The sequence below is a fragment of the Bacillus sp. BB51/4 genome, from assembly GCF_008368845.1.
In the GTDB taxonomy this organism is placed as follows: domain Bacteria; phylum Bacillota; class Bacilli; order Bacillales; family Bacillaceae_G; genus Bacillus_A; species Bacillus_A wiedmannii.
In genome coordinates, this window is sequence record NZ_QOSC01000006.1 from 183560 (window position 1) to 202498 (window position 18939).

Genomic DNA, 18939 nt, shown 5'->3' on the forward strand with positions numbered 1-18939 from the left:
ATATACAGAACGTATTTATCCGTATCTTAATTTTACACCAAAACACATCTTCAGTCAACCTCTATTTTTCACTTTTAAAGGAGTGCTTACGTATGAACAAAAAACTTGATTTAGAGCAAAAACGATTGGATACCGTAATTGAAACGATTACGGAGCAAATTGATAAACTGGAAAACGAAACTGGGAGACGCCGGGCAGAAGTAATCCATATTCGTAAACACTTTTGGGATGATGTGAAAGTGAATACTGATACTTTTGATGATTACCTTGAAACAGTTATCAACTTAAGACAACAAGCTCAGTCACTAGCTGTCACACAAATTACCCATAAGCACACCTTTAATCGACTTGCCGCATTAAGACGCATGCATAAAGCACCTTACTTTGGGCGAATTGATTTCAAAGAAGAAGGAGAATCTGCTGCGGATCAAATTTATATCGGCGTGGCTACACTTACTGATGCAAGCGGAGAAAACTTTCTTATATATGACTGGCGCGCACCTATTTCGAGTGTGTACTACGATTATCCACCAGGACCAGCTGAATACAGTACACCAGGTGGCGTAATTCACGGTAATGTGGAGAAAAAATTACAATACATTATTCAAAATGGCGAGATTGATTCTATGTTCGATACGAGTCTTACAATTGGCGATGAAATTCTGCAACAAGCGCTCGGAAAAGGCACAAACAAACATATGCAAAGTATCGTTGCTACGATTCAGCGCGAGCAAAATGAAATTATTCGTCACGATGAAGGCCGACTCCTTATCGTGCAAGGAGCTGCTGGTAGTGGTAAAACGTCAGCTGCCTTGCAACGAATCGCCTACTTACTATATAAATATCGCGAATGGCTAAAAGCGGATCAAATCATTCTCTTCTCCCCTAACTCTATGTTCAATAGCTACGTTTCTAACGTACTACCTGAACTCGGTGAAGAAAATATGCAGCAAGTGACATTCCAAGAATATTTAAACCATAGACTAAGTAAAGCATTTGACGTAGAAGATCCTTATGAACAATTAGAATATATGTTAACTGAAACGAATAGCCCTACCTATAAAACGAGAAATGCGAGCATTCGATTTAAAGCATCTACTCAATTTTTCGAGATGATTCGAGCGTACAGACAATCTCTTGAATCTTCAGGCATGCTATTTAGAGGAATGAAATTTAGAGGAAAGTTAATTGCTTCTGCTAAAGAAATTACAGAACAATTTTACAACACTGACTCCTCCCTCCGCTTCCATAATCGAATTGAAAAGTTAACAGATTGGCTAAATAAACAAATAGATGCAATTGAAAAAACAGAACTGAAAAAGCCTTGGGTAGAAGAAGAAATTGAACTACTTAGTAAAGATGAATATCAAAAGGCTTATAAATACTTGCAGAAAAAGGGCGAGTTTGACGACAACTCCTTTCATGATTTTGAGAAAGAAACGAAAGTACTTGGACGTATGATTGTCCGTAAAAAATTGAAGCCACTTCGTAAAGGTGTTCAAACATTGCGCTTTATCAATTTCACAGGCATATATAAACAACTCTTCACAGATGCATCATGGGTTACTGGAGAAAAACCGAAAGAATGGGATGACATTTGCTCATTAACGGTAAACATGTTAGATGAAGGAAAGCTATATTACGAAGATGCGACTCCATTTTTACTTTTAAAAGAATTAATTGAAGGCTTCCAAACGAATAGATCGATTAAACACGTACTCGTAGACGAAGCGCAAGATTATTCGCCGTTTCAGTTCGAGTTTTTAAAACGTCTCTTCCCTGCCGCAAAAATGACTGTACTCGGGGACTTTAACCAAGCGATATTTGCCCATGCGAGTGAAGCAGTGAATTTCAATACACTTACTAGCTTATACGGACCAGATGAAACGAACGGTATCAACTTAACTCGTAGCTACCGCTCAACAAAACCGATTATTGAATTTACACGTGCTCTCGTACCGGAAGGAAAGGACATTCACGCCTTTGAACGTGACGGCGAAAAACCTACAGTGACGAAAGTATCGAATGATAGCGAACTGCACGAACATATTACTGCCAAAGTTGCTGAACTACAAAAACAACAGCACAATACGATCGCAATTATCTGTAAATCTGCAGCTGAAAGTGCCGCTGCTTACGAAGCACTTAATCATATCGAGAATATTAAACTCGTGAAGAGTAGCTCAGCCGAGTATGAGCAAGGCATCGTCGTGATCCCTGCTTACTTAGCGAAGGGTATCGAATTTGATGCTGTTATTATTTACGATGCTTCTCAAGATGTGTATAGTGATGAAAGTCTACGCAGATTGTTCTACACTGCTTGTACGCGTGCGATGCATGAATTACAGCTATATAGCGTTGGTGAGGTTAGTCCTTTTATACTTGGGGCTAATTCGGAGAGTTTTGAGCTTATAACGAAAACACCTTGATGATTCAAGGTGTTTCTTTTTTATGCAGGATTTACACCTTAAAAGTAGAATATATCAGTTTAGAAAAAGCTAAGGAGTGACAAGATGAACCATTATTTTATTGCTATTTATGACGGCGTATTTCCTACCGAAAAATTACATACCATTTTACAATCTAATCCTACTTTTACCGACCTAAACGTCCGCCCTCTCGCAATCTCATCACCAAGACCTTTCACATTATTAGTTGGCGCAGAACACAATGCACTCACAACTGGTATTACAGATACATATCATCTATTAACGAAAGAGTTACAAAAACTAGAAGAACAATAAAAGTACTATTACGTATACGATTATAAAATTAGAAAGACTATCGACAATCCTACCGAAAAATGCTTTCCATTAGCCACAATCCATATAAGTGTTACGAAATTCCATAAGATGATTCAAAAAGTAAAAGACTTAAAACGCCCAGTATTTGCAGGTTATCACATCACTTCTCATGATGCAGACATACTTACAATTGATGTACTTCTATCTTCACCTTTATTAGATCCTAGCACTTCCGAAAAAAATGTGGAAGAATACGCTTATTTACAACAACTAACTGAATCGATATCTCGTTCTGAATTATGTATTTCTATTAAAGAGAGTGTACTTATTTAAACACGAAAAGAGGGTTATTTATGATAACCCTCTCCTACTATCTATTTACGTTTGTACTTGATCATAATAATGAATTCTTTTAGCATCAAGGTGTTTTTCTCATTCTAAACGGCATATCTTTACGTCGATATACACTCAGCACAATCCCCATTATAAATGCATGAAATAAAGTTGGTATCAATCCGTAGCTAATAAAAGGTAATGATATAGAAGTACGCGGTAATAATCCTAAAATCATGCCAACGTTATAAATGAAATGAACTACAAAAAGAGTCACTCCGCCAACGAGAAGCAATTTACCATAACCATCATTTATTTTATAAGCTATGTTCATTATTCTTACTGCAAAAAGAGAAAGAATCAGGACAAGAACTAGCGCAAGCACATATCCATAATAGTAAGTCAAACTCGCGAATACAAAATCAGTATGGGCAGCAGGGATAGACTTTATATTTCCATATGTACCAAACCAGCCTGCTGAAGACATCGCCTCTTGTAAACGTAAATCCCATTGATCATGCGCTGGGTTTATAAATCCTAAAATTCTAGCTATCCGGTATTCTTTTACGGCAGACCAAGAAAATAGATCCCTAATAATAAAGGGTAAAACTGGTAATATTGTAATAAGCCATGCCGTTTTCTTTCCTAGCTTACTCCACCAAAGCATAACGAATACCATCGTAATATAGATGAAAATTGGTAAAAGAATTGATATAGTTGAAAATAGATATAAAGAAAATACGTACAACATAAGAAGATGCATAAACTTTAACCTACTATTATTGAAAAAAGAAGCCCAAGCTAGAAAGAAGAATGGTATCGTCATTAAACAGTCAATTTTGATGGGGCCAATTTTTATTATTGCTTCCCCAATCACGTAACCAGTCGGAAAACATTTTATCATTAACAAGATAAGTACACCGATTGTATAAAACAGCCACCCGAGCCTCTCTAACTTCCGATAATCAAGTAGCATGATCCCAACAGCTGTTGCAATGCCGAGAATAACAGAAATTAATTTGTTCATTAGTAAATCGTTTGTATGCCCAAGAGCGATTATTGGCAAAAACCCTAACCCCATAGCAGCCACTAATAAAATAAGTAAAAACCAATCCACCTTTGGCTTATGCAGTTTATTAAGTTCTTGCCCTAGTTTAATCGGACTTCCCATTTGTTCTACAGCTTTATTTTCAGCAATTTCCTCACTTAATCCTTTTTCTACCCATGTGTTCTTTGCCTGTTTTAAGTGAAAATCTAGTTCAGTTGCTACAAAGCCCTTTGCTTCTTTTGATTTAATATGATTCGTAACTTCGCTTACAAAACGTTCCCCTTTTTTATTCAATTTCGCCTCACTCCTGTACTAAGCCTTTTAATATAAATTGTGCCTTCGTAGCATTTTTTTCTGCCTTTCGCAGCATCTTTCTTCCTTTATCATTTAATTGATAATATTTAGCTCCCGCGTGATCCCAGCTTGATTGGATAAAGCGATTCTGTTCTAGACGATGTAATAAAGTGTATAGAGACCCTTCATCACCTTCGAATTTTTGAATCCCTCTCCCACGCAGTAACTGCATCAATTCATAACCTGTTTTTTCATTCATAAGAAGTTGCAACACTGCTAAAAGGATATCTTCTTCCTTTTCGGACGATTGATTGATTTTTTCACGCACCCGCTTTCGATGCTGATCAGAAAAACTCAAATGTTGAAACGTTGTATTCTCCATTGATTTTCGCAGGCCTTTTAATCGATCTTCCATTTGATTATTCCTCCAATCCTTTCTTCAAAAGCTCCTTCGCTTTTTTCAATCTCGTTTTTATCGTATTTTCCTTCACTTCTATTACCGTAGCAATCTCTTTAATTGATAATTCTTCATAATAAAATAGATAAATGACTTCTCGGTATTTTATCGGTAAATTCATTACCGCAGAAGCGAGCTCACGGTCCTCCGCATTTTGAATGACAGTTTGTTCGACACTATCATTTTGAACCCCCATATAAGCAGATTCATCCTCTGTCACGATCACCTTTTTGTTATACCAACTTTTTATATAGTCCTTACATTGATTAATCGCAATTCTCCATAACCACGTTTTTACATTCGAATTCCCTTTATATGTATGAAGAGATTTATAGCATTTCACAAATATATCTTGCGTTACATCCTCCGCAACCTCTTTATTGTTCACATATGAATACACAAGCTGCAGGACTTCTTGTCCATACTTGTTCATAATTTCATCAATAAGGAGTTCCTTATCTTCTATTTCAAACGCTTCTATCGTTAATTCATCCACAGCATTTCCTCCTTCCCATATATTAGACGACGTACTGTATGGAAAAGTTTTATAAATTTATAAAAAAATACAGATGGTAATGTCCGTACCGTTTTGTTTAACCTTTATTTCAAGTACTCTTGATTTCATAAAATCCATGTAGCCCTTTAAACTCTGCATAGGAGGCAGCCACTTATTTATAAGTACTACTCCATCTCCATCTAAAGTTCAAGCTCATTTTCACTTCCAAATAATATTTTTAATCGTACTTATACTATATCTCTAACTTAAATCCACTTTCTCATGGTATAATTTCATTTATCTAGACATTCGAATATAATAATACAAAACATATACTATACGGAGGCCAAAACTAATAATGCCAAAGAAAAAAATCATAACTTTACTAACCACCCTAACATTAGCTTGCGGATGCACAGTAGCACTAGATTCTCCCAACCAAACTAGTACTGCTTCTCTAAAAACGGAGACTTTCACAGGATATGTTATTTCAATTGACACTGTATACATACTCGTTGCAGATACCCCTACAAAAAAGGAAGCACTTTCCTACTCCGAGGTGGAAGCAATGAAATTTATTCCAAATAAACTATTAAAACTTCCTATCGAAAAAAATAGGAATTATCAATTGGGGGATAAACTCGTTATATCTTTCGGCGCAACGACTAAATCTACACCTCCAATTGCAAATGATGCTACGATTGAAAAAATACCTAATGAATAGCAACCTTAGGAACTCTCGATTTCATCAATTACAACTCCCTTTTTAAAATAATATTTTTTGCGAAATCATTCCCTCAGCAAATTACATATAATAAACCGAATAGTCATTACACTACATTCACCTAAAAAGCGTCTTCCTCACAAGGCGCTCTTTCATTTTGCAATAAGGATTTTGCCTTCGTTTTCTATAGTCAATATTCCCCTCACCGCTAAATGAAAAAGAGAACTCATTTCACCGAGTCCTCCTTCTTCCTAATACTCACTTAAAGAATCTAATATCTCATGGCCATACAAAGAGGGCTTCATAATATCAAAACCGATAAATTCTTCATACTTTTTATCCGAAAAATAAAATACGATATTATGAAATAACACTTTTTGCAAATGATTTTCCTGAGAAACTCGAAATGAGTATATGTAGTTATTATCATTTGAAGTTTCCTTTTTATATATTTTACTCCTATTTGTTAATCCTTTTAATTTACTTGCATTTTCTCCAAAAAACTCAATCCCAACTATACGATCAAATTGATCTATATCTAAATTCAATTTCGGATTTTCTTCCAATTCTTCAGTCGATTCAATCTCAATTTCTGAAGTAAATGGAATTACATACAGATATGCCATCTGGATTTCAGGGTCATAGGTAATTAATTTTTTCATGATACACCTCATATTGGTATCTTATTTTTTCATTAAATTTATCTTTATAAACTAAATATTAGGTTTTTTGGTTATAAAATACAAGTATAGTATTTGAAGTTCTATACATAACACAGCTGCTTTTTCTAGTTCTGCTGTGTATTTCATTTGAACGTTGTTATCAGTATCCCTATTTTTTTAATTATGTTTGTTTATTTAACAAGGAACAAATTGTAAGGAGAATTATAAGTTACTTTTTAATCATTTTTGAAAATGGCATTCCGAAAGTTGAATTAACAAAATCTGATGCTACATTCTTGATGGAACAACTTAATGAAATTAAAGAAAAGAAACGTAACTCAAATGAAAACCTTAGCTTGTAGGCACCTCACAAACAAGTTGTATATGACAAACCACACTTTACACAATAACCAACCATTTAAAACTAGGGCTTTTCATCCATATGTCTTGTTCCCTATTTTAAAACATAATACAATTAATACGTAACTTAATAAGCTATAACTAGTAGGTGTGGTAATCATCTCTTCCATTTTGAAAAAAGGGGGAGGTGATAATATGATCGCGATGTTTGTAATTAAATTAGTGTATGGTATCCTAACCGGAGCTGGCGTTGTCATCGGTAGAAGATACGTCGGTCCATGGCTAATTTCTGTATACAAAAAAGCGAGAACCACCCTGCTTCGTGGAAAAGGTAAGGGCGGTTCTCGGCTAAAACGTTAATGTAATTGTCTTATAACCGCACCTACTACCACCACAATAGCAAGTTAGGTTACACAAGGCAGAAGTTTCTCAGGCTTCTGTCTTCTTTATTTTATGCAAAATTCATACTAAATACTCTATCATCATTGTAACACATTTTATTTATTTTTAGTCAAGATGAAAAACACCTGAAGGGCTTCCCTCCAGGTGTTTCTCTATTTTATGCTAATGCAGCTGCCTGTTCTTGTTGATCTACAGGAATGACAGCGTCTGTTAATGCTTTTTCTAATTCAGCTGTGTATTTCATTTGCTCTTCTTTGCTCCAGCCTAGTTTCGCAGCCATGTAGTTAATTACTGCTTCTTTCCACTCATATACCCAGTGGATGTTGAAGAATACAGCGCCTCTACGGCGTACGAAGAAGTCAACTGGTTTTGCTGTCATTTCGTAATCCATTGCGTATACAAGTGGGATTAGAACGTCAAGCGGCATGTTGTATTCTTTCGCTTCGTCTTTATGTTTTTTCGCTAAGTCGAACAGTACGTCAACGTTAGAGCCGTAGAATTTCGCGAATTCTTCTGCTTGTGCTGTCGTTAAACCGTGTTTCGTACCTTCGCCTGCTTTTTTCGCAACGAATGCTGGGAATCCGTGTGAACCATCTACATGTCCACCAGAGATTGGCATATGTTTCGTGTCGCTCTTCGGATATGCACTATGACCTTCTTTTTGTAGTAAGTTCGTTACGTAGTCTACTACCATTTCAGCCATTTTGCGGTATCCTGTTAATTTACCACCTGCGATTGTAATTAAACCAGATTCAGAAGTCCAAATTTCATCTTTACGAGAAATTTCAGATGCGTTTTTACCTTCTTCGTAAATTAACGGACGTACACCAGCCCAGCTTGACTCCACATCTTTTTCTGTAATTTTCACACTTGGGAACATGTAGTTAATCGCGTTAATGATGTATGTGCGATCTTCTGTTGTCATGTGTGGTACAGCTGCATCTTTATCATAGAAAGTATCTGTTGTACCTACGTATGTTTTTCCTCCGCGAGGAATCGCGAACACCATACGTTTATCTGGTGTATCAAAGTAAATCGCTTGCCCTAATGGGAAACGTTTTTGGTCAATGACTAAGTGAACACCTTTTGATAATTGAAGTACTTTCCCTTTTTTCGAGTTATCTTTTTCACGAAGTGTATCTACCCAAGGACCAGCTGCGTTTACAATTTTCTTACCGTAAACTTCGTACACTTCTCCGTCTAGTAAATCGATTACACGTACACCGCATACTTTCCCATCTTTATATAAGAAACTGTCTACTTTTGCGTAGTTAACAGCTTTCGCACCATGCTCAATTGCTTCTTTCATTACTTCAATTGTAAGACGCGCATCGTCTGTACGATATTCTACGTAGTAACCGCCACCTTTTAATCCTTCTTTTTTCACAAGAGGCTCTTTGTTTAATGTTTCTTCACGGTTAAACATCTTTCTGCGCTCGCTTCGTTTTACACCTGCTAAGAAGTCGTATACACGAAGACCAATTGATGTACTGAATGATCCGAACGTACCGCCTGTATGGAACGGAAGTAACATCCACTCTGGTGTTGTTACATGGGGACCGTTCTCATATACGATCGCACGCTCTTTCCCCACCTCTGCTACCATTTTCACTTCAAGTTGTTTTAAATAACGTAGACCACCGTGTACAAGCTTCGTTGAACGACTTGATGTACCTGCTGCAAAGTCCTGCATTTCAAACACAATTGTTGATAACCCGCGTGTTGCCCCATCTAATGCAATACCAGAACCAGTAATACCTCCACCAATTACGATCACATCTAACTCTTGTTTATTTACTCCGTTTAATACGTCTTTACGTTGTTTACTTGAAAATTTCATGGTAATTCCTCCCTTTGATAACGAAAAAAGAGACCACGAACTCCGCTATAGATTTCGCCTCTATAGCGTGTTGTGGTCTCTCCAAATCTCCTACCGAATTATTAACTTGTCACCATTATAACACTGTTTATGATTATTTGAAAGCTTTTGTTGCTTCAATTGCTTTTTTCCATCCAGCATATAACTCTTCGCTTGTTTCCGCTTCCATCGTTGGTTCAAAGCGTTTGTCCATATGCCACTGTTCTTTAATTTCATCTTGGTTTTTCCAATACCCAACCGCAAGACCAGCTAAGTACGCTGCACCTAAAGCTGTCGTTTCATTGATCACCGGACGCTCTACAGGAACGTCTAAAATATCACTTTGGAACTTCATTAAGAAGTTATTTTTAACTGCTCCGCCATCAACGCGTAATGTTTTCAGTTCAATACCTGAATCTGCTTCCATTGCGCATAGTACATCTTTCGTTTGGTACGCTAAAGATTCTAGTGTTGCACGAATGAAATGCTCTTTCGTCGTACCGCGCGTTACACCAAACATAGCGCCGCGTACTTCACTATCCCAGTACGGTGTACCTAAACCTACGAATGCTGGTACAACATATACACCGTCAGTTGATTCAACGCGAGAAGCATATACCTCACTCTCACTTGCATCTTTAAACATGCGCATTCCGTCACGTAACCACTGAATTGCAGAACCTGCTACGAAAATACTTCCTTCTAATGCGTAGTTTACTTTACCATCTATACCCCATGCAATTGTTGTTAATAGGCCGTGCTCAGAAGCTACTGCTTTTTCACCTGTGTTCATTAACATGAAGCAACCAGTTCCGTACGTGTTCTTCGCCATACCTTCACCGAAACAAGCTTGTCCAAATAATGCTGCTTGTTGGTCACCAGCTACACCTGCAATCGGTATATTTTGACCGAAGAAGTGATAATCAATTGTTTCTCCATATATTTCAGATGATGGACGTACTTCTGGAAGCATGCTCTTTGGTACTGTTAACATGTCTAGAAGCTCATCATCCCACTGTAAGTCGTGAATATTAAACATTAATGTACGTGATGCATTTGAGTAATCCGTTACGTGCGCTTTACCGCCAGACAATTTCCATACAAGCCACGTATCAATCGTTCCGAATAATAGATCGCCGTTTTCTGCTTTTTCTCTTGCACCTTCAACGTTATCTAAAATCCATTTTACTTTCGTACCAGAGAAGTATGCGTCAATTAAAAGACCTGTTTTTTCGCGAACCATTTCGCTATAACCTTTTTCTTTTAGCTCATCACAAATTTCAACTGTTTGACGAGATTGCCATACGATTGCGTTGTAAATTGGTTTTCCAGTCGTTTTATCCCACACAACCGCTGTTTCACGTTGGTTCGTAATACCGATACCAGCGATTTGTTCTGGTTTTACATCAGCTTCGCTTAAGCAAGTTGCGATAACTGCTAAAATAGATCCCCAAATTTCTTGTGCATTATGCTCTACCCAACCTGGCTTTGGAAAATGTTGTGTAAACTCTTTTTGAGCTGAATGAACAATTTCACCTTTTTTATTGAACAGAATTGCGCGTGAGCTAGTTGTTCCTTGGTCTAAAGAAAGAATATATTTTTTCATATCGGTTTCCCCCTATGCTACTTTTCTACTATTTGTATTGCTTTCACTTTTTTTACTTGTCATATAAGAGATTGCTAGTACAATCACAGTTGCAATAATCACATAAATAAGTGCTGCATTTTGTTTTCCTTCAAATACAACTTGATGGAATAATCCTGCAAGTGATCCACCTAAAATTGGACCAACTACTGGAATCCATGCATACTTCCAATTTGAACCGCCTTTTCCTGCAATCGGAAGGAAGAAGTGTGCGATACGCGGACCTAAATCACGAGCCGGGTTGATCGCGTATCCTGTCGTTCCACCTAATGATAAACCAATACTTACAATTAAGAAACCTACGATAAATGGATTTAAACCATCTGCAAATTTATTTGCTCCAATTGCTAATATACCAAATACTAAAACGAATGTTCCAATCATTTCACTTAAAAGGTTTGCAAATGTGTTCGGAATTGCTGGACCTGTTGCAAATACACCTAATTTTGTTCCTGGATCTTCTGTTTCTTTCCAGTGTGGTAAGTAATGTAAATATACAAGAACTGCCCCGATAATTGCCCCAATCATTTGTGCTGCGATATAACCTGGTACGTCACTCCATGGGAACGCTCCCTTAAATGCTAATCCTATCGTTAAAGCCGGATTCAAATGTGCCCCACTAATTGATCCAACTGCATACGCTGCCATAGCAACTGCTAAGCCCCAGCCCATTGTAATAACAATCCAACCAGAATCTTTCGCAAACGATTTCTTTAAACTTACACCAGCGCAAACGCCGCCACCAAGTAAGATTAACAACGCAGTCCCTACTAACTCTCCTAAAAATGCTGACATAGTATCCCTCCACAATCAATTTAAACGCTTCCAAATGTGATAGAGGTAAAATGAATGGCCATTCGTTTTTGTCAAAAGAAAAAGACCCACAGCTTTGCACGCTTCTATATAAATTTATATAGAAACAATGAAATGTGGATCTCTTCTTTTCTCCGTCACGTTTATTAACTTGTCTATAATGTTAACCTTTCATGAAAGCGGTGTCAACAGAATTTTTTCACATTTTCGTCACTTTTTTTGGTAATGTTTCCATAGTTCTTTCTTCGATGTCGTAATCGCTGTCGCACCAGCATTTAAAGCTCTTTCAACATCTTCTACAGTACGAATGAAGCCACCTGCTAAAATCGGTACACCTGTACGCTCTTTCACTTCAGCAATCACATCCGTTAACGCTCCAGGAAGCACCTCTATATAATCCGGCTTCGTCTTTTCTAGCAAATTACAGCTCTTTTCCATCGCGCTAGAATCAATTAAAAAGATGCGCTGAATTGAGACGACACCCTTTTGCTTCGCCTTCATAATTACGCTCGCCTTTGTTGACAATAACCCGTACGGTTTATATTCTTGGCATAAAAACTCCGTCGCATGCCCATCACTTTGTAATCCATGGATCAAATCAACATGTAAAAACACCTTTTTCCCATGCTGCTTCGCAAGTGACACAACACTCTTCAATTGACCAACATGAATATCTAAAATAACAATATACTCATACGAACTATGTAATAGCTTCTCCAAATCTTTAATTTGCCTCACTGCCGGCAAAATCTTCTGTTCATGAAATTCCATTCTAAATGTCCCCTTCTTTATGTCATCCTATCCTTTATAGTACACAATTTGAGTAGAAAGAACAGCTAGTGCGGGGAAATTATTTCCTCTATCTATATATTTTCTTCAACTTATCAGATCCCATACCACCTATAACCATTAATATGAGAGGTAAAAAATTCATTACATATGGCGCATCCGCTACAATTGTAATACTTGCTCCTGCAAACTTATTTAACATCCATACAACGATTTTTGTAAGAAACAGAAATACTCCCAGCATGAATAGACTATCGAAAAACACCTTCCACTTTGGATATGCTAATTGCTTACTATCTTCAATTACTTTCTGCGTCAACTCTTCATCACTCCTTAGCATCTCATCAATCGTAATACCGAACAGATCGCTTAAATGAATAATGATTTCGATGCTCGGATAGTTCTTTCCCGTCTCCCATTTCGAAACAGCTTGCCTACTTACATGAATTTTTTCAGCCAAATCATTTTGCGACCAATTTCGTTTCTCTCGTTCTTGTTTTAAGCGTTCACTAAAAATCATACTGTGTTTATCACCTCTCTACGTCTAGTATGGACAAATAACTGATGAAGAGTAAAGCTAGTTGTCGTTGCGTAGCCTGTGCAACTTGTGCGTTACAGGTTATAATGACGCTATTTCATATGGAGCTTTCATATACTATGCTCAAATAATAATTTCCCGAACAATAATACAATGAACGGATACACCACTATTACGGATAGCCCCAGGGAAAATAATAAAGAAATACAATTAGAACGAACAAAAAACCCTGTAAAATTTATTACAGAGTTTTTTGCCAAGTATTTATTGTTTTGCATAACGAATACGAACATTATCGTCCATATGATAAATTTGTAATGTGTTTCCATCATAGTTTTGTAATTTATACATCATACTATCATTTGTTAACTTTACTTCTTGATCGTCTTTAACTGCTTTGGTTACTTTTAAGGATAACTGGAATGACGGAACATCTACCGCATATGTTCCTGTTAGGTAGTTATCTTTATTCGGATAAGAACCATTCGCATAGGACTCAAATGTTTTATCACCTTTTAGTACTAATGTAGTTTTTACGCCACTACCGTAATCAATACCCCAATTTCCAATAATCTCAGTACCATCTTTGATGTTCTTCTCCATGTTTCCATAATTAATTCCCAACTCTTCACTTGTACCAACTGTACCTACAAATACTCCCGTTTTAGCTTGGCTTTTATCTGTTTGAGCCTGACTACCAGTAGTTGGGTTTGTCGGTGTAGGACTACTTGTTGTACTAGTAGATTTTTCTGTGGCTGTATCACCTTTTATTTCGGATCTTAACTTATCGAATGTAGGTTTCCAAATACGTTTTGCTTCCTCTAGTTTTGTATTTGCTTTATTTAAGATTTCCTTATCAGTCTCTAAGCTGAAGCCTTTCTCGTTGAATAACTTCTCTATTTCACTGAATGTTTCTCTTAGTTTACCTGTCGCTCTTTCAATCTCTTTTTGGTCTTCTTTATGTTTTGGCGGTGCGTAAATCTTCTCTATCTTATCAAATACTTTATAGATGTCTTTAATACTATCTAATACCTCAGCTTTTGATTTACTTCCATTTCTCAAATCTTTTACAGAAGCATCATAGTAATCAAATCGTCTTAACATATCCTGTTCAATGTCTAATAAATACTGTGCATAATCTTCATCTAAAACTCGAACCTTTTGAACATCTTTACTTTCTTCTTTCGAATTAGTTGATTTTTCTTTCGTTTCAGCAGCCTTAGATTTACTTGTTTCTTCTGTCTTTTCCTCTTTATTTGCCGAATCTTTTACTGTAACACAACCACTTAATAATATGGCAACTGGAACTGCAGCAGCTATTAGTTTTTTTACTTTCATACCTCATACCCCTTTAAGTCATTTGTTCTTAGTTGGTTTTACTACCGATACTCTTCGCTGCTTCTTCAAACAGTTTTGAGCCTTCTTGTGCTTTACTTAATGATTGATGCATTTTACTCTCGTCTTCTTGGTCTAATGCATCAAAGAGAAGTTGAAAACAATCCGCATACAGTTCCATTGATTGCTTTATCTTCGCCTGCTCTCCCTGTAATTCAGGAGGCGCTTGTAGATTCTTCAGTTTCGTTGCAGTTGCCTTTGCTCCACCTAAACTCAGTTGTACTTCACTTTTCTTTTGTTTGTATGATTTTACGTCTGAATCTGCTATTCCTTCAATTAATTTCATTGTATCTTCAATTTGAGTAGCACTGTTTATAATATCTGCCTTGTACCTTTCAACATCTGAACCCATTACCTTACCAGTTGAAGAATTAGAAGCAGTTGAATTATTACCTTGTTGACTACTTGATGAACTACTATTTGTACCTTCACCTTTCGCTACAGATAAGCTATCCTCTTTCTTGCTATCAGTTGACTTACTCTCTTTGTCAGCAGACTTACTCTCTTTCTCTACCTTTTGCGTTTCTTCTTTCTTTGGTTCAGCTTTCTTACCATCAGTTTCAATTGTAATACAACCGCTCAATAACATAACTGGTAACGCTAAACTTACTAATTTCTTTGCTTTCATGATTACTAATACCCCTTTATTTGTAAAATGTAGTGCAAACAAATTAACATACTTAACTAACAAATTCCCCCCGAATAATTTCTTAGCATCTACTATCCATAGATTTCCTGTATATTCATAATCTTTCCATATATCATTTTACAGAGAATTACATATTTGGTCAAAGAGATTTATGTAGTCTTTAAAGAGACATTTACTAAACGAAAAGGAATTTTAATCACAAAGAAAAGAAGCTAACAATAAATTGTTAACTTCTCAGCTGAAAATAAAATATTATCTTTCTTGATCTTTTCTAATATCTAGGTTGTGATTGAATATTTGTAAGGTGAACATCATACATATCAATGATTTCAAGAAATCTATCAGCTTCACGGAAAACATGGTCTGCCAATAACGGATGAATGATACTCTTTATTTTACATTGCTCAATTAAATCACGTGCTGTTTTCTTAAAATCCCGAAGAGATGCAACCGACACACGATTTTGATCTAAAAATTGATCTAAAAGTGGGACTGTTTGAGATTGTGGTTTCATAGATTCTAAGTCAATTGCTTGATACATCAATTCATCAAAATCATTGCTAAAATTCCGCGCTGTGTCTACAAGCTTTCTTTCCGATGGATCAAGAAGATGACCAATAAATTTAGCATGGTCTGCCATAATCCTTAAAAAGAAAACATTTTCTTTAATAATAGCATCAGGAAGAGCATCTAATTTCCCTTCATTTAATTCCATTAAACGTTTTCTAAAATAATCTGCTTCCCTACTTGTATGATCAACTAACAGCGGAAAGTTATTTTGTCCTGGCAATTTACATGTGAGAATCAACCCTAAAATTTTTCGTTTAAATCCCCAAATATTAGTTGCGGCTTGTTGTACTTCTGCATTAAATCTTTTTATTTGCTCAGGATCTGTTTCATTTGTATAGGAATGCGCTATTTGTTCAATATGTTCAAACAATCGATAAAATTGATTCGCCTCTTCAATTAGTTGCGTATCCTCGCATCTAAATCCAAGGCGAAGAAAAAAAGAATGCTCTTTCATAATCCTAGACCAAAAACGAATTTCATTTAATGAACGCTCAACAAACATTACAGATGTAACACCTGTATCAGGATGTAATGATGTTTCATCCCTATGCATTGTTAATCCCCCCCAGTAAATAACACGCTAGTTCCATTCTTATGAGTAGAAATATATATAAATACCATCAATAAAAGTTCATGATGAATTTCGTATACATGCTTTCCAAAAAGAAAAAGGCTACCACCTAGATGTAAAGTTCTACTAGATGGTAGCCATTCAAAATTTCTATTAAAGCAATACCGAATCCTTATCACTACTCTGATTACGTTTCTCACGCTCTTCTTCTAAGCGCTTCATATACACTTCGCCTTCTTTTTCGATAAACTCATTATCCATCTCTTGCTCTTTTTTTGAAGTATATAAAACCATGTAGCCACTTAGTACAATCCCAACAATTACAAGATACACCCACCATGGTAAAGTTTCCACTCCACTTCATTCCTTTCCTTAGACAAGCCTTATTAGTTTCACTGTATGAGGAAAGAAGTGGATTTATGCTTAAAATTTTATCGTTGTGGATTCTTCGCGAAGAACGCTTGTACATATTCCATAAACTCTATTGGTTCCTGGCGAAACGGCGCATGGTATCCTTTTTCAATAATATGGAACGTACTATTTGCAAATAGCTGATGATACAGCTCACCATTTTTCCAAGAAACGCTCTTATCGTGTCGTCCCCATATAATTAAAGTAGGCACCTTAATTTTATCAGCTTCCATCGCAATGCGGCGCTCTCTCATTTTCGTCAGCTGATCATAATGCTCTTTATCGTCGCGACTATTTTTTACTTCATCTTTATTATAATTCGTAATCTCTGTTACCGTTTGAAGATCAGTTGATAACGGCGGCACTTCATAACTTTCTTTTTGCTGGAAAGACTCTATTCCTGTAGAATCTGCCAAAATGAGATGCGTCACTGCATCCGGATATAAATACGCTAAATTGAGAGACATCTCTCCGCCCATTGAATGACCGAGCACCGCAAACTGATCGTATCCAAGCTTCTTCATTAACTTATAATATAAATTCACTTGCGCAGGAAACGAATACTGAAAATCAACTGGCTTAGAAGAACGTCCAAATCCTAAAATATCAACTGCGATAATTGTGTGATCTCGCGCAAGTTCCGGATAAATATCACTAAATCCATCAGAAGAACCACCAAACCCGTGCAGCATAAGTAAAGGTGGCTTTCCCTCACCAATTTGCTTAAAATAAATCGTCTGCCCATCAATCTGTGCCATACTCTCTTTCGTATTTATCTTCATCATAACAGTATCTTTCACTTCTCCAACCTTCGCAATCGGCTTATCAACGAAGTTACAAACGATTAACAAAACGAGCACAATACCGCTAATCATATAAAACTTAAACCGTTTCAACATTCCCGTCTCCTTTCTCTTGTTGCTATTTAAAGTTTTTACATTATTTGGTTTTTTTATGATTAATTTTAATTGTAACTATAACAGTTACAATTATACTAAAAAAATATTACTCACTGCCATTGTTAAAGATTACTTTGTAACTATTATAGTTACATATAAAAAGTAAGTCAATTATTTTATTCAATATACTTATAAAGCGAAAATAAAAAAACAAGTATTTTTAGCTATCAGCCAAAAATACTTGCTCTCCTACTTATTACCTCTACTTTTACTCTTTAATAAATTCCTTTGTACTTCTCACTGTATCGATTGGACGAACTAATTTTTCGATTTCTTCACGTTTTGGCTCTAGGAATGGAGGTAATGATAACTTTTCGCCAAGTGTTTCGTATGGCTCATCTCCCATAAATCCTGGGCCGTCTGTTGCAAATTCAAATAAAATTTGTGGTGCAACTCTTGCGTATAATGACTCGAAGAAGTGACGGTCTACATAGCCAGATGAAGGAAGTCCAACGCTACCGATTCTCTCAATCCACTCTTCTAATACAGCGCGATTTTCTACGCGGAATGCAGCATGGTGCACTGTACCAAAACCTTGTCTTGCTTCTGGAAGAACTGTATTATGTTCTACAATGACAGAAGCACCATTTCCACCTTCGTTTACTTCAAATAAATAGAATTCTCCTTCTTGCGCAACCTCTTTAAATAATAGAACTTTTTCTAACACTTCTTTAAAGAAACTAAAGTTCGCGATTCGAATAAATACAGGTCCTAAACCAGTAATTGCATATTCTAATGGAACTGGCCCGTTTTGCCACGGTGTACCTGATTCGATCCCTTTATCTAATTCATCAGATATTAATTGATAGTGTTGATCATCGAAATCAACGAAAGAAAGAGTTTTCTTACCAAATTGCTCTTTAATGCCTGTATGCTCCACTTCAAGACGGTCAAAGCGTTTTACCCAATACTCTAATGCTGCATCAGTTGGAACGCGGAATGAAGTTTTTGAAATTTCATTTGTGCCGTGTACTCCTTTAGGAATACCTGGGAAGTCAAAGAATGTCATATCTGTTCCTGCACTACCTTTATCATCTGCAAAGAATAAATGATACGTTTGAATATCATCTTGGTTTACTGTTTTTTTAACTAAACGCATTCCTAAAATGTGAGTGAAGAACTCATAGTTCTTTTCTGCACTACTTGTAATTGCTGTAACGTGGTGAATTCCTTTTAATTGATTCATTTTATATTCCTCCAGTGGTTTTCAATTTTATAGTT

At 36.4% G+C, this 18939-nt stretch carries 18 protein-coding genes and 1 pseudogene; 4 read left to right on the forward strand and 15 right to left on the reverse strand.

Annotated features, from left to right (window positions below; all coding sequences use genetic code 11):
• Positions 1-92: 92 nt before the first annotated feature.
• Positions 93-2429 carry an RNA polymerase recycling motor HelD gene (gene helD, locus DN392_RS06980; protein WP_149237968.1) on the forward strand — a complete coding sequence of 779 codons (2337 nt, stop codon included), beginning with the start codon at positions 93-95 and terminating at the stop codon, positions 2427-2429.
• Between the two features lie 84 nt (positions 2430-2513).
• Positions 2514-3077, forward strand: a pseudogene (locus tag DN392_RS06985) (hypothetical protein).
• A gap of 85 nt (positions 3078-3162) precedes the next feature.
• Here the strand turns inward: DN392_RS06985 and DN392_RS06990 are convergent.
• Genes DN392_RS06990 through DN392_RS07000 form a run of 3 tightly spaced genes read right to left on the reverse strand, consistent with a single transcriptional unit; the run spans position 3163 to position 5372 of the window.
• Positions 3163-4419, reverse strand: a complete 1257-nt coding sequence (locus tag DN392_RS06990) for an FtsW/RodA/SpoVE family cell cycle protein (RefSeq protein WP_001034642.1) — start codon at positions 4417-4419, stop codon at positions 3163-3165.
• 7 nt (positions 4420-4426) lie between these two features.
• Complete coding sequence (locus tag DN392_RS06995) at positions 4427-4834, reverse strand: PadR family transcriptional regulator (protein WP_149237969.1); 408 nt, start codon at positions 4832-4834, stop codon at positions 4427-4429.
• Positions 4835-4838: 4 nt separating this feature from the next.
• Complete coding sequence (locus DN392_RS07000; protein ID WP_149237970.1) at positions 4839-5372, reverse strand: sigma-70 family RNA polymerase sigma factor; 534 nt, start codon at positions 5370-5372, stop codon at positions 4839-4841.
• Between the two features lie 358 nt (positions 5373-5730).
• Between DN392_RS07000 and DN392_RS07005 the strand changes: the two genes are divergently transcribed.
• Complete coding sequence (locus DN392_RS07005; protein WP_001124850.1) at positions 5731-6096, forward strand: DUF3221 domain-containing protein; 366 nt, start codon at positions 5731-5733, stop codon at positions 6094-6096.
• Positions 6097-6347: 251 nt separating this feature from the next.
• Here the strand turns inward: DN392_RS07005 and DN392_RS07010 are convergent, their stop codons facing one another.
• Complete coding sequence (locus DN392_RS07010; RefSeq protein ID WP_000734000.1) at positions 6348-6758, reverse strand: DUF2283 domain-containing protein; 411 nt, start codon at positions 6756-6758, stop codon at positions 6348-6350.
• A gap of 555 nt (positions 6759-7313) precedes the next feature.
• Between DN392_RS07010 and DN392_RS30275 the strand changes: the two genes are divergently transcribed.
• Entirely contained in the window at positions 7314-7478 is a 165-nt protein-coding gene (locus tag DN392_RS30275; RefSeq protein ID WP_000561154.1) for a hypothetical protein, read from the forward strand.
• A 199-nt stretch (positions 7479-7677) separates the two neighbouring features.
• Here DN392_RS30275 and glpD read toward each other — a convergent pair whose 3' ends face one another.
• The 11 genes from glpD to DN392_RS07065 form a co-directional block, all read right to left on the reverse strand.
• Positions 7678-9360, reverse strand: a complete 1683-nt coding sequence (gene glpD / locus DN392_RS07015; protein WP_000672821.1) for an aerobic glycerol-3-phosphate dehydrogenase — start codon at positions 9358-9360, stop codon at positions 7678-7680.
• 133 nt (positions 9361-9493) lie between these two features.
• On the reverse strand, positions 9494-10984 hold the full coding sequence (gene glpK / locus DN392_RS07020; RefSeq protein WP_000759998.1) for a glycerol kinase GlpK: 1491 nt from the start codon (positions 10982-10984) through the stop codon (positions 9494-9496).
• A gap of 12 nt (positions 10985-10996) precedes the next feature.
• A complete protein-coding gene (glpF, locus tag DN392_RS07025) occupies positions 10997-11818 on the reverse strand; it encodes a glycerol uptake facilitator protein GlpF (RefSeq protein WP_001272204.1) in 822 nt (273 codons plus the stop codon).
• Between the two features lie 228 nt (positions 11819-12046).
• Positions 12047-12607, reverse strand: coding sequence for a glycerol uptake operon antiterminator GlpP (gene glpP / locus DN392_RS07030; protein WP_000394290.1), 561 nt, complete (start codon positions 12605-12607; stop codon positions 12047-12049).
• Between the two features lie 88 nt (positions 12608-12695).
• Positions 12696-13145 carry a helix-turn-helix domain-containing protein gene (locus tag DN392_RS07035; RefSeq protein WP_064473044.1) on the reverse strand — a complete coding sequence of 150 codons (450 nt, stop codon included), beginning with the start codon at positions 13143-13145 and terminating at the stop codon, positions 12696-12698.
• Positions 13146-13427: 282 nt separating this feature from the next.
• The gene (locus DN392_RS07040) at positions 13428-14501 is read right to left on the reverse strand and encodes a DUF3994 domain-containing protein (protein WP_048566999.1); all 1074 of its coding nucleotides are present in this window, start codon (positions 14499-14501) and stop codon (positions 13428-13430) included.
• 28 nt (positions 14502-14529) lie between these two features.
• Complete coding sequence (locus DN392_RS07045; protein WP_048567080.1) at positions 14530-15186, reverse strand: DUF7018 domain-containing (lipo)protein; 657 nt, start codon at positions 15184-15186, stop codon at positions 14530-14532.
• A 292-nt stretch (positions 15187-15478) separates the two neighbouring features.
• Positions 15479-16330, reverse strand: coding sequence for a DUF2935 domain-containing protein (locus tag DN392_RS07050; protein ID WP_098671147.1), 852 nt, complete (start codon positions 16328-16330; stop codon positions 15479-15481).
• Between the two features lie 171 nt (positions 16331-16501).
• Positions 16502-16702: a sporulation YhaL family protein gene (locus DN392_RS07055; protein ID WP_000449230.1), complete on the reverse strand. Its 201-nt coding sequence runs from the start codon at positions 16700-16702 to the stop codon at positions 16502-16504.
• A 77-nt stretch (positions 16703-16779) separates the two neighbouring features.
• The gene (locus DN392_RS07060) at positions 16780-17655 is read right to left on the reverse strand and encodes an alpha/beta fold hydrolase (protein WP_033659809.1); all 876 of its coding nucleotides are present in this window, start codon (positions 17653-17655) and stop codon (positions 16780-16782) included.
• 271 nt (positions 17656-17926) lie between these two features.
• Positions 17927-18904 carry a ring-cleaving dioxygenase gene (locus DN392_RS07065; RefSeq protein WP_088083411.1) on the reverse strand — a complete coding sequence of 326 codons (978 nt, stop codon included), beginning with the start codon at positions 18902-18904 and terminating at the stop codon, positions 17927-17929.
• Positions 18905-18939 lie beyond the last annotated feature (35 nt).

Bases quoted from the DNA above. Each gene is read 5' to 3' on its own strand.
- helD (WP_149237968.1), top strand. From the start codon at position 93: ATGAACAAAAAACTTGATTTAGAGCAAAAACGATTGGATACCGTAATT.
- glpF (WP_001272204.1), bottom strand. From the start codon at position 11,818: ATGTCAGCATTTTTAGGAGAGTTAGTAGGGACTGCGTTGTTAATCTTA.
- DN392_RS07065 (WP_088083411.1), bottom strand. From the start codon at position 18,904: ATGAATCAATTAAAAGGAATTCACCACGTTACAGCAATTACAAGTAGT.
- DN392_RS06995 (WP_149237969.1), bottom strand. From the start codon at position 4,834: ATGGAAGATCGATTAAAAGGCCTGCGAAAATCAATGGAGAATACAACG.
- glpK (WP_000759998.1), bottom strand. From the start codon at position 10,984: ATGAAAAAATATATTCTTTCTTTAGACCAAGGAACAACTAGCTCACGC.
- DN392_RS07005 (WP_001124850.1), top strand. From the start codon at position 5,731: ATGCCAAAGAAAAAAATCATAACTTTACTAACCACCCTAACATTAGCT.
- DN392_RS07010 (WP_000734000.1), bottom strand. From the start codon at position 6,758: ATGAAAAAATTAATTACCTATGACCCTGAAATCCAGATGGCATATCTG.
- DN392_RS07040 (WP_048566999.1), bottom strand. From the start codon at position 14,501: ATGAAAGTAAAAAAACTAATAGCTGCTGCAGTTCCAGTTGCCATATTA.
- DN392_RS07045 (WP_048567080.1), bottom strand. From the start codon at position 15,186: ATGAAAGCAAAGAAATTAGTAAGTTTAGCGTTACCAGTTATGTTATTG.
- glpD (WP_000672821.1), bottom strand. From the start codon at position 9,360: ATGAAATTTTCAAGTAAACAACGTAAAGACGTATTAAACGGAGTAAAT.
- glpP (WP_000394290.1), bottom strand. From the start codon at position 12,607: ATGGAATTTCATGAACAGAAGATTTTGCCGGCAGTGAGGCAAATTAAA.
- DN392_RS07035 (WP_064473044.1), bottom strand. From the start codon at position 13,145: ATGATTTTTAGTGAACGCTTAAAACAAGAACGAGAGAAACGAAATTGG.
- DN392_RS07050 (WP_098671147.1), bottom strand. From the start codon at position 16,330: ATGCATAGGGATGAAACATCATTACATCCTGATACAGGTGTTACATCT.
- DN392_RS30275 (WP_000561154.1), top strand. From the start codon at position 7,314: ATGATCGCGATGTTTGTAATTAAATTAGTGTATGGTATCCTAACCGGA.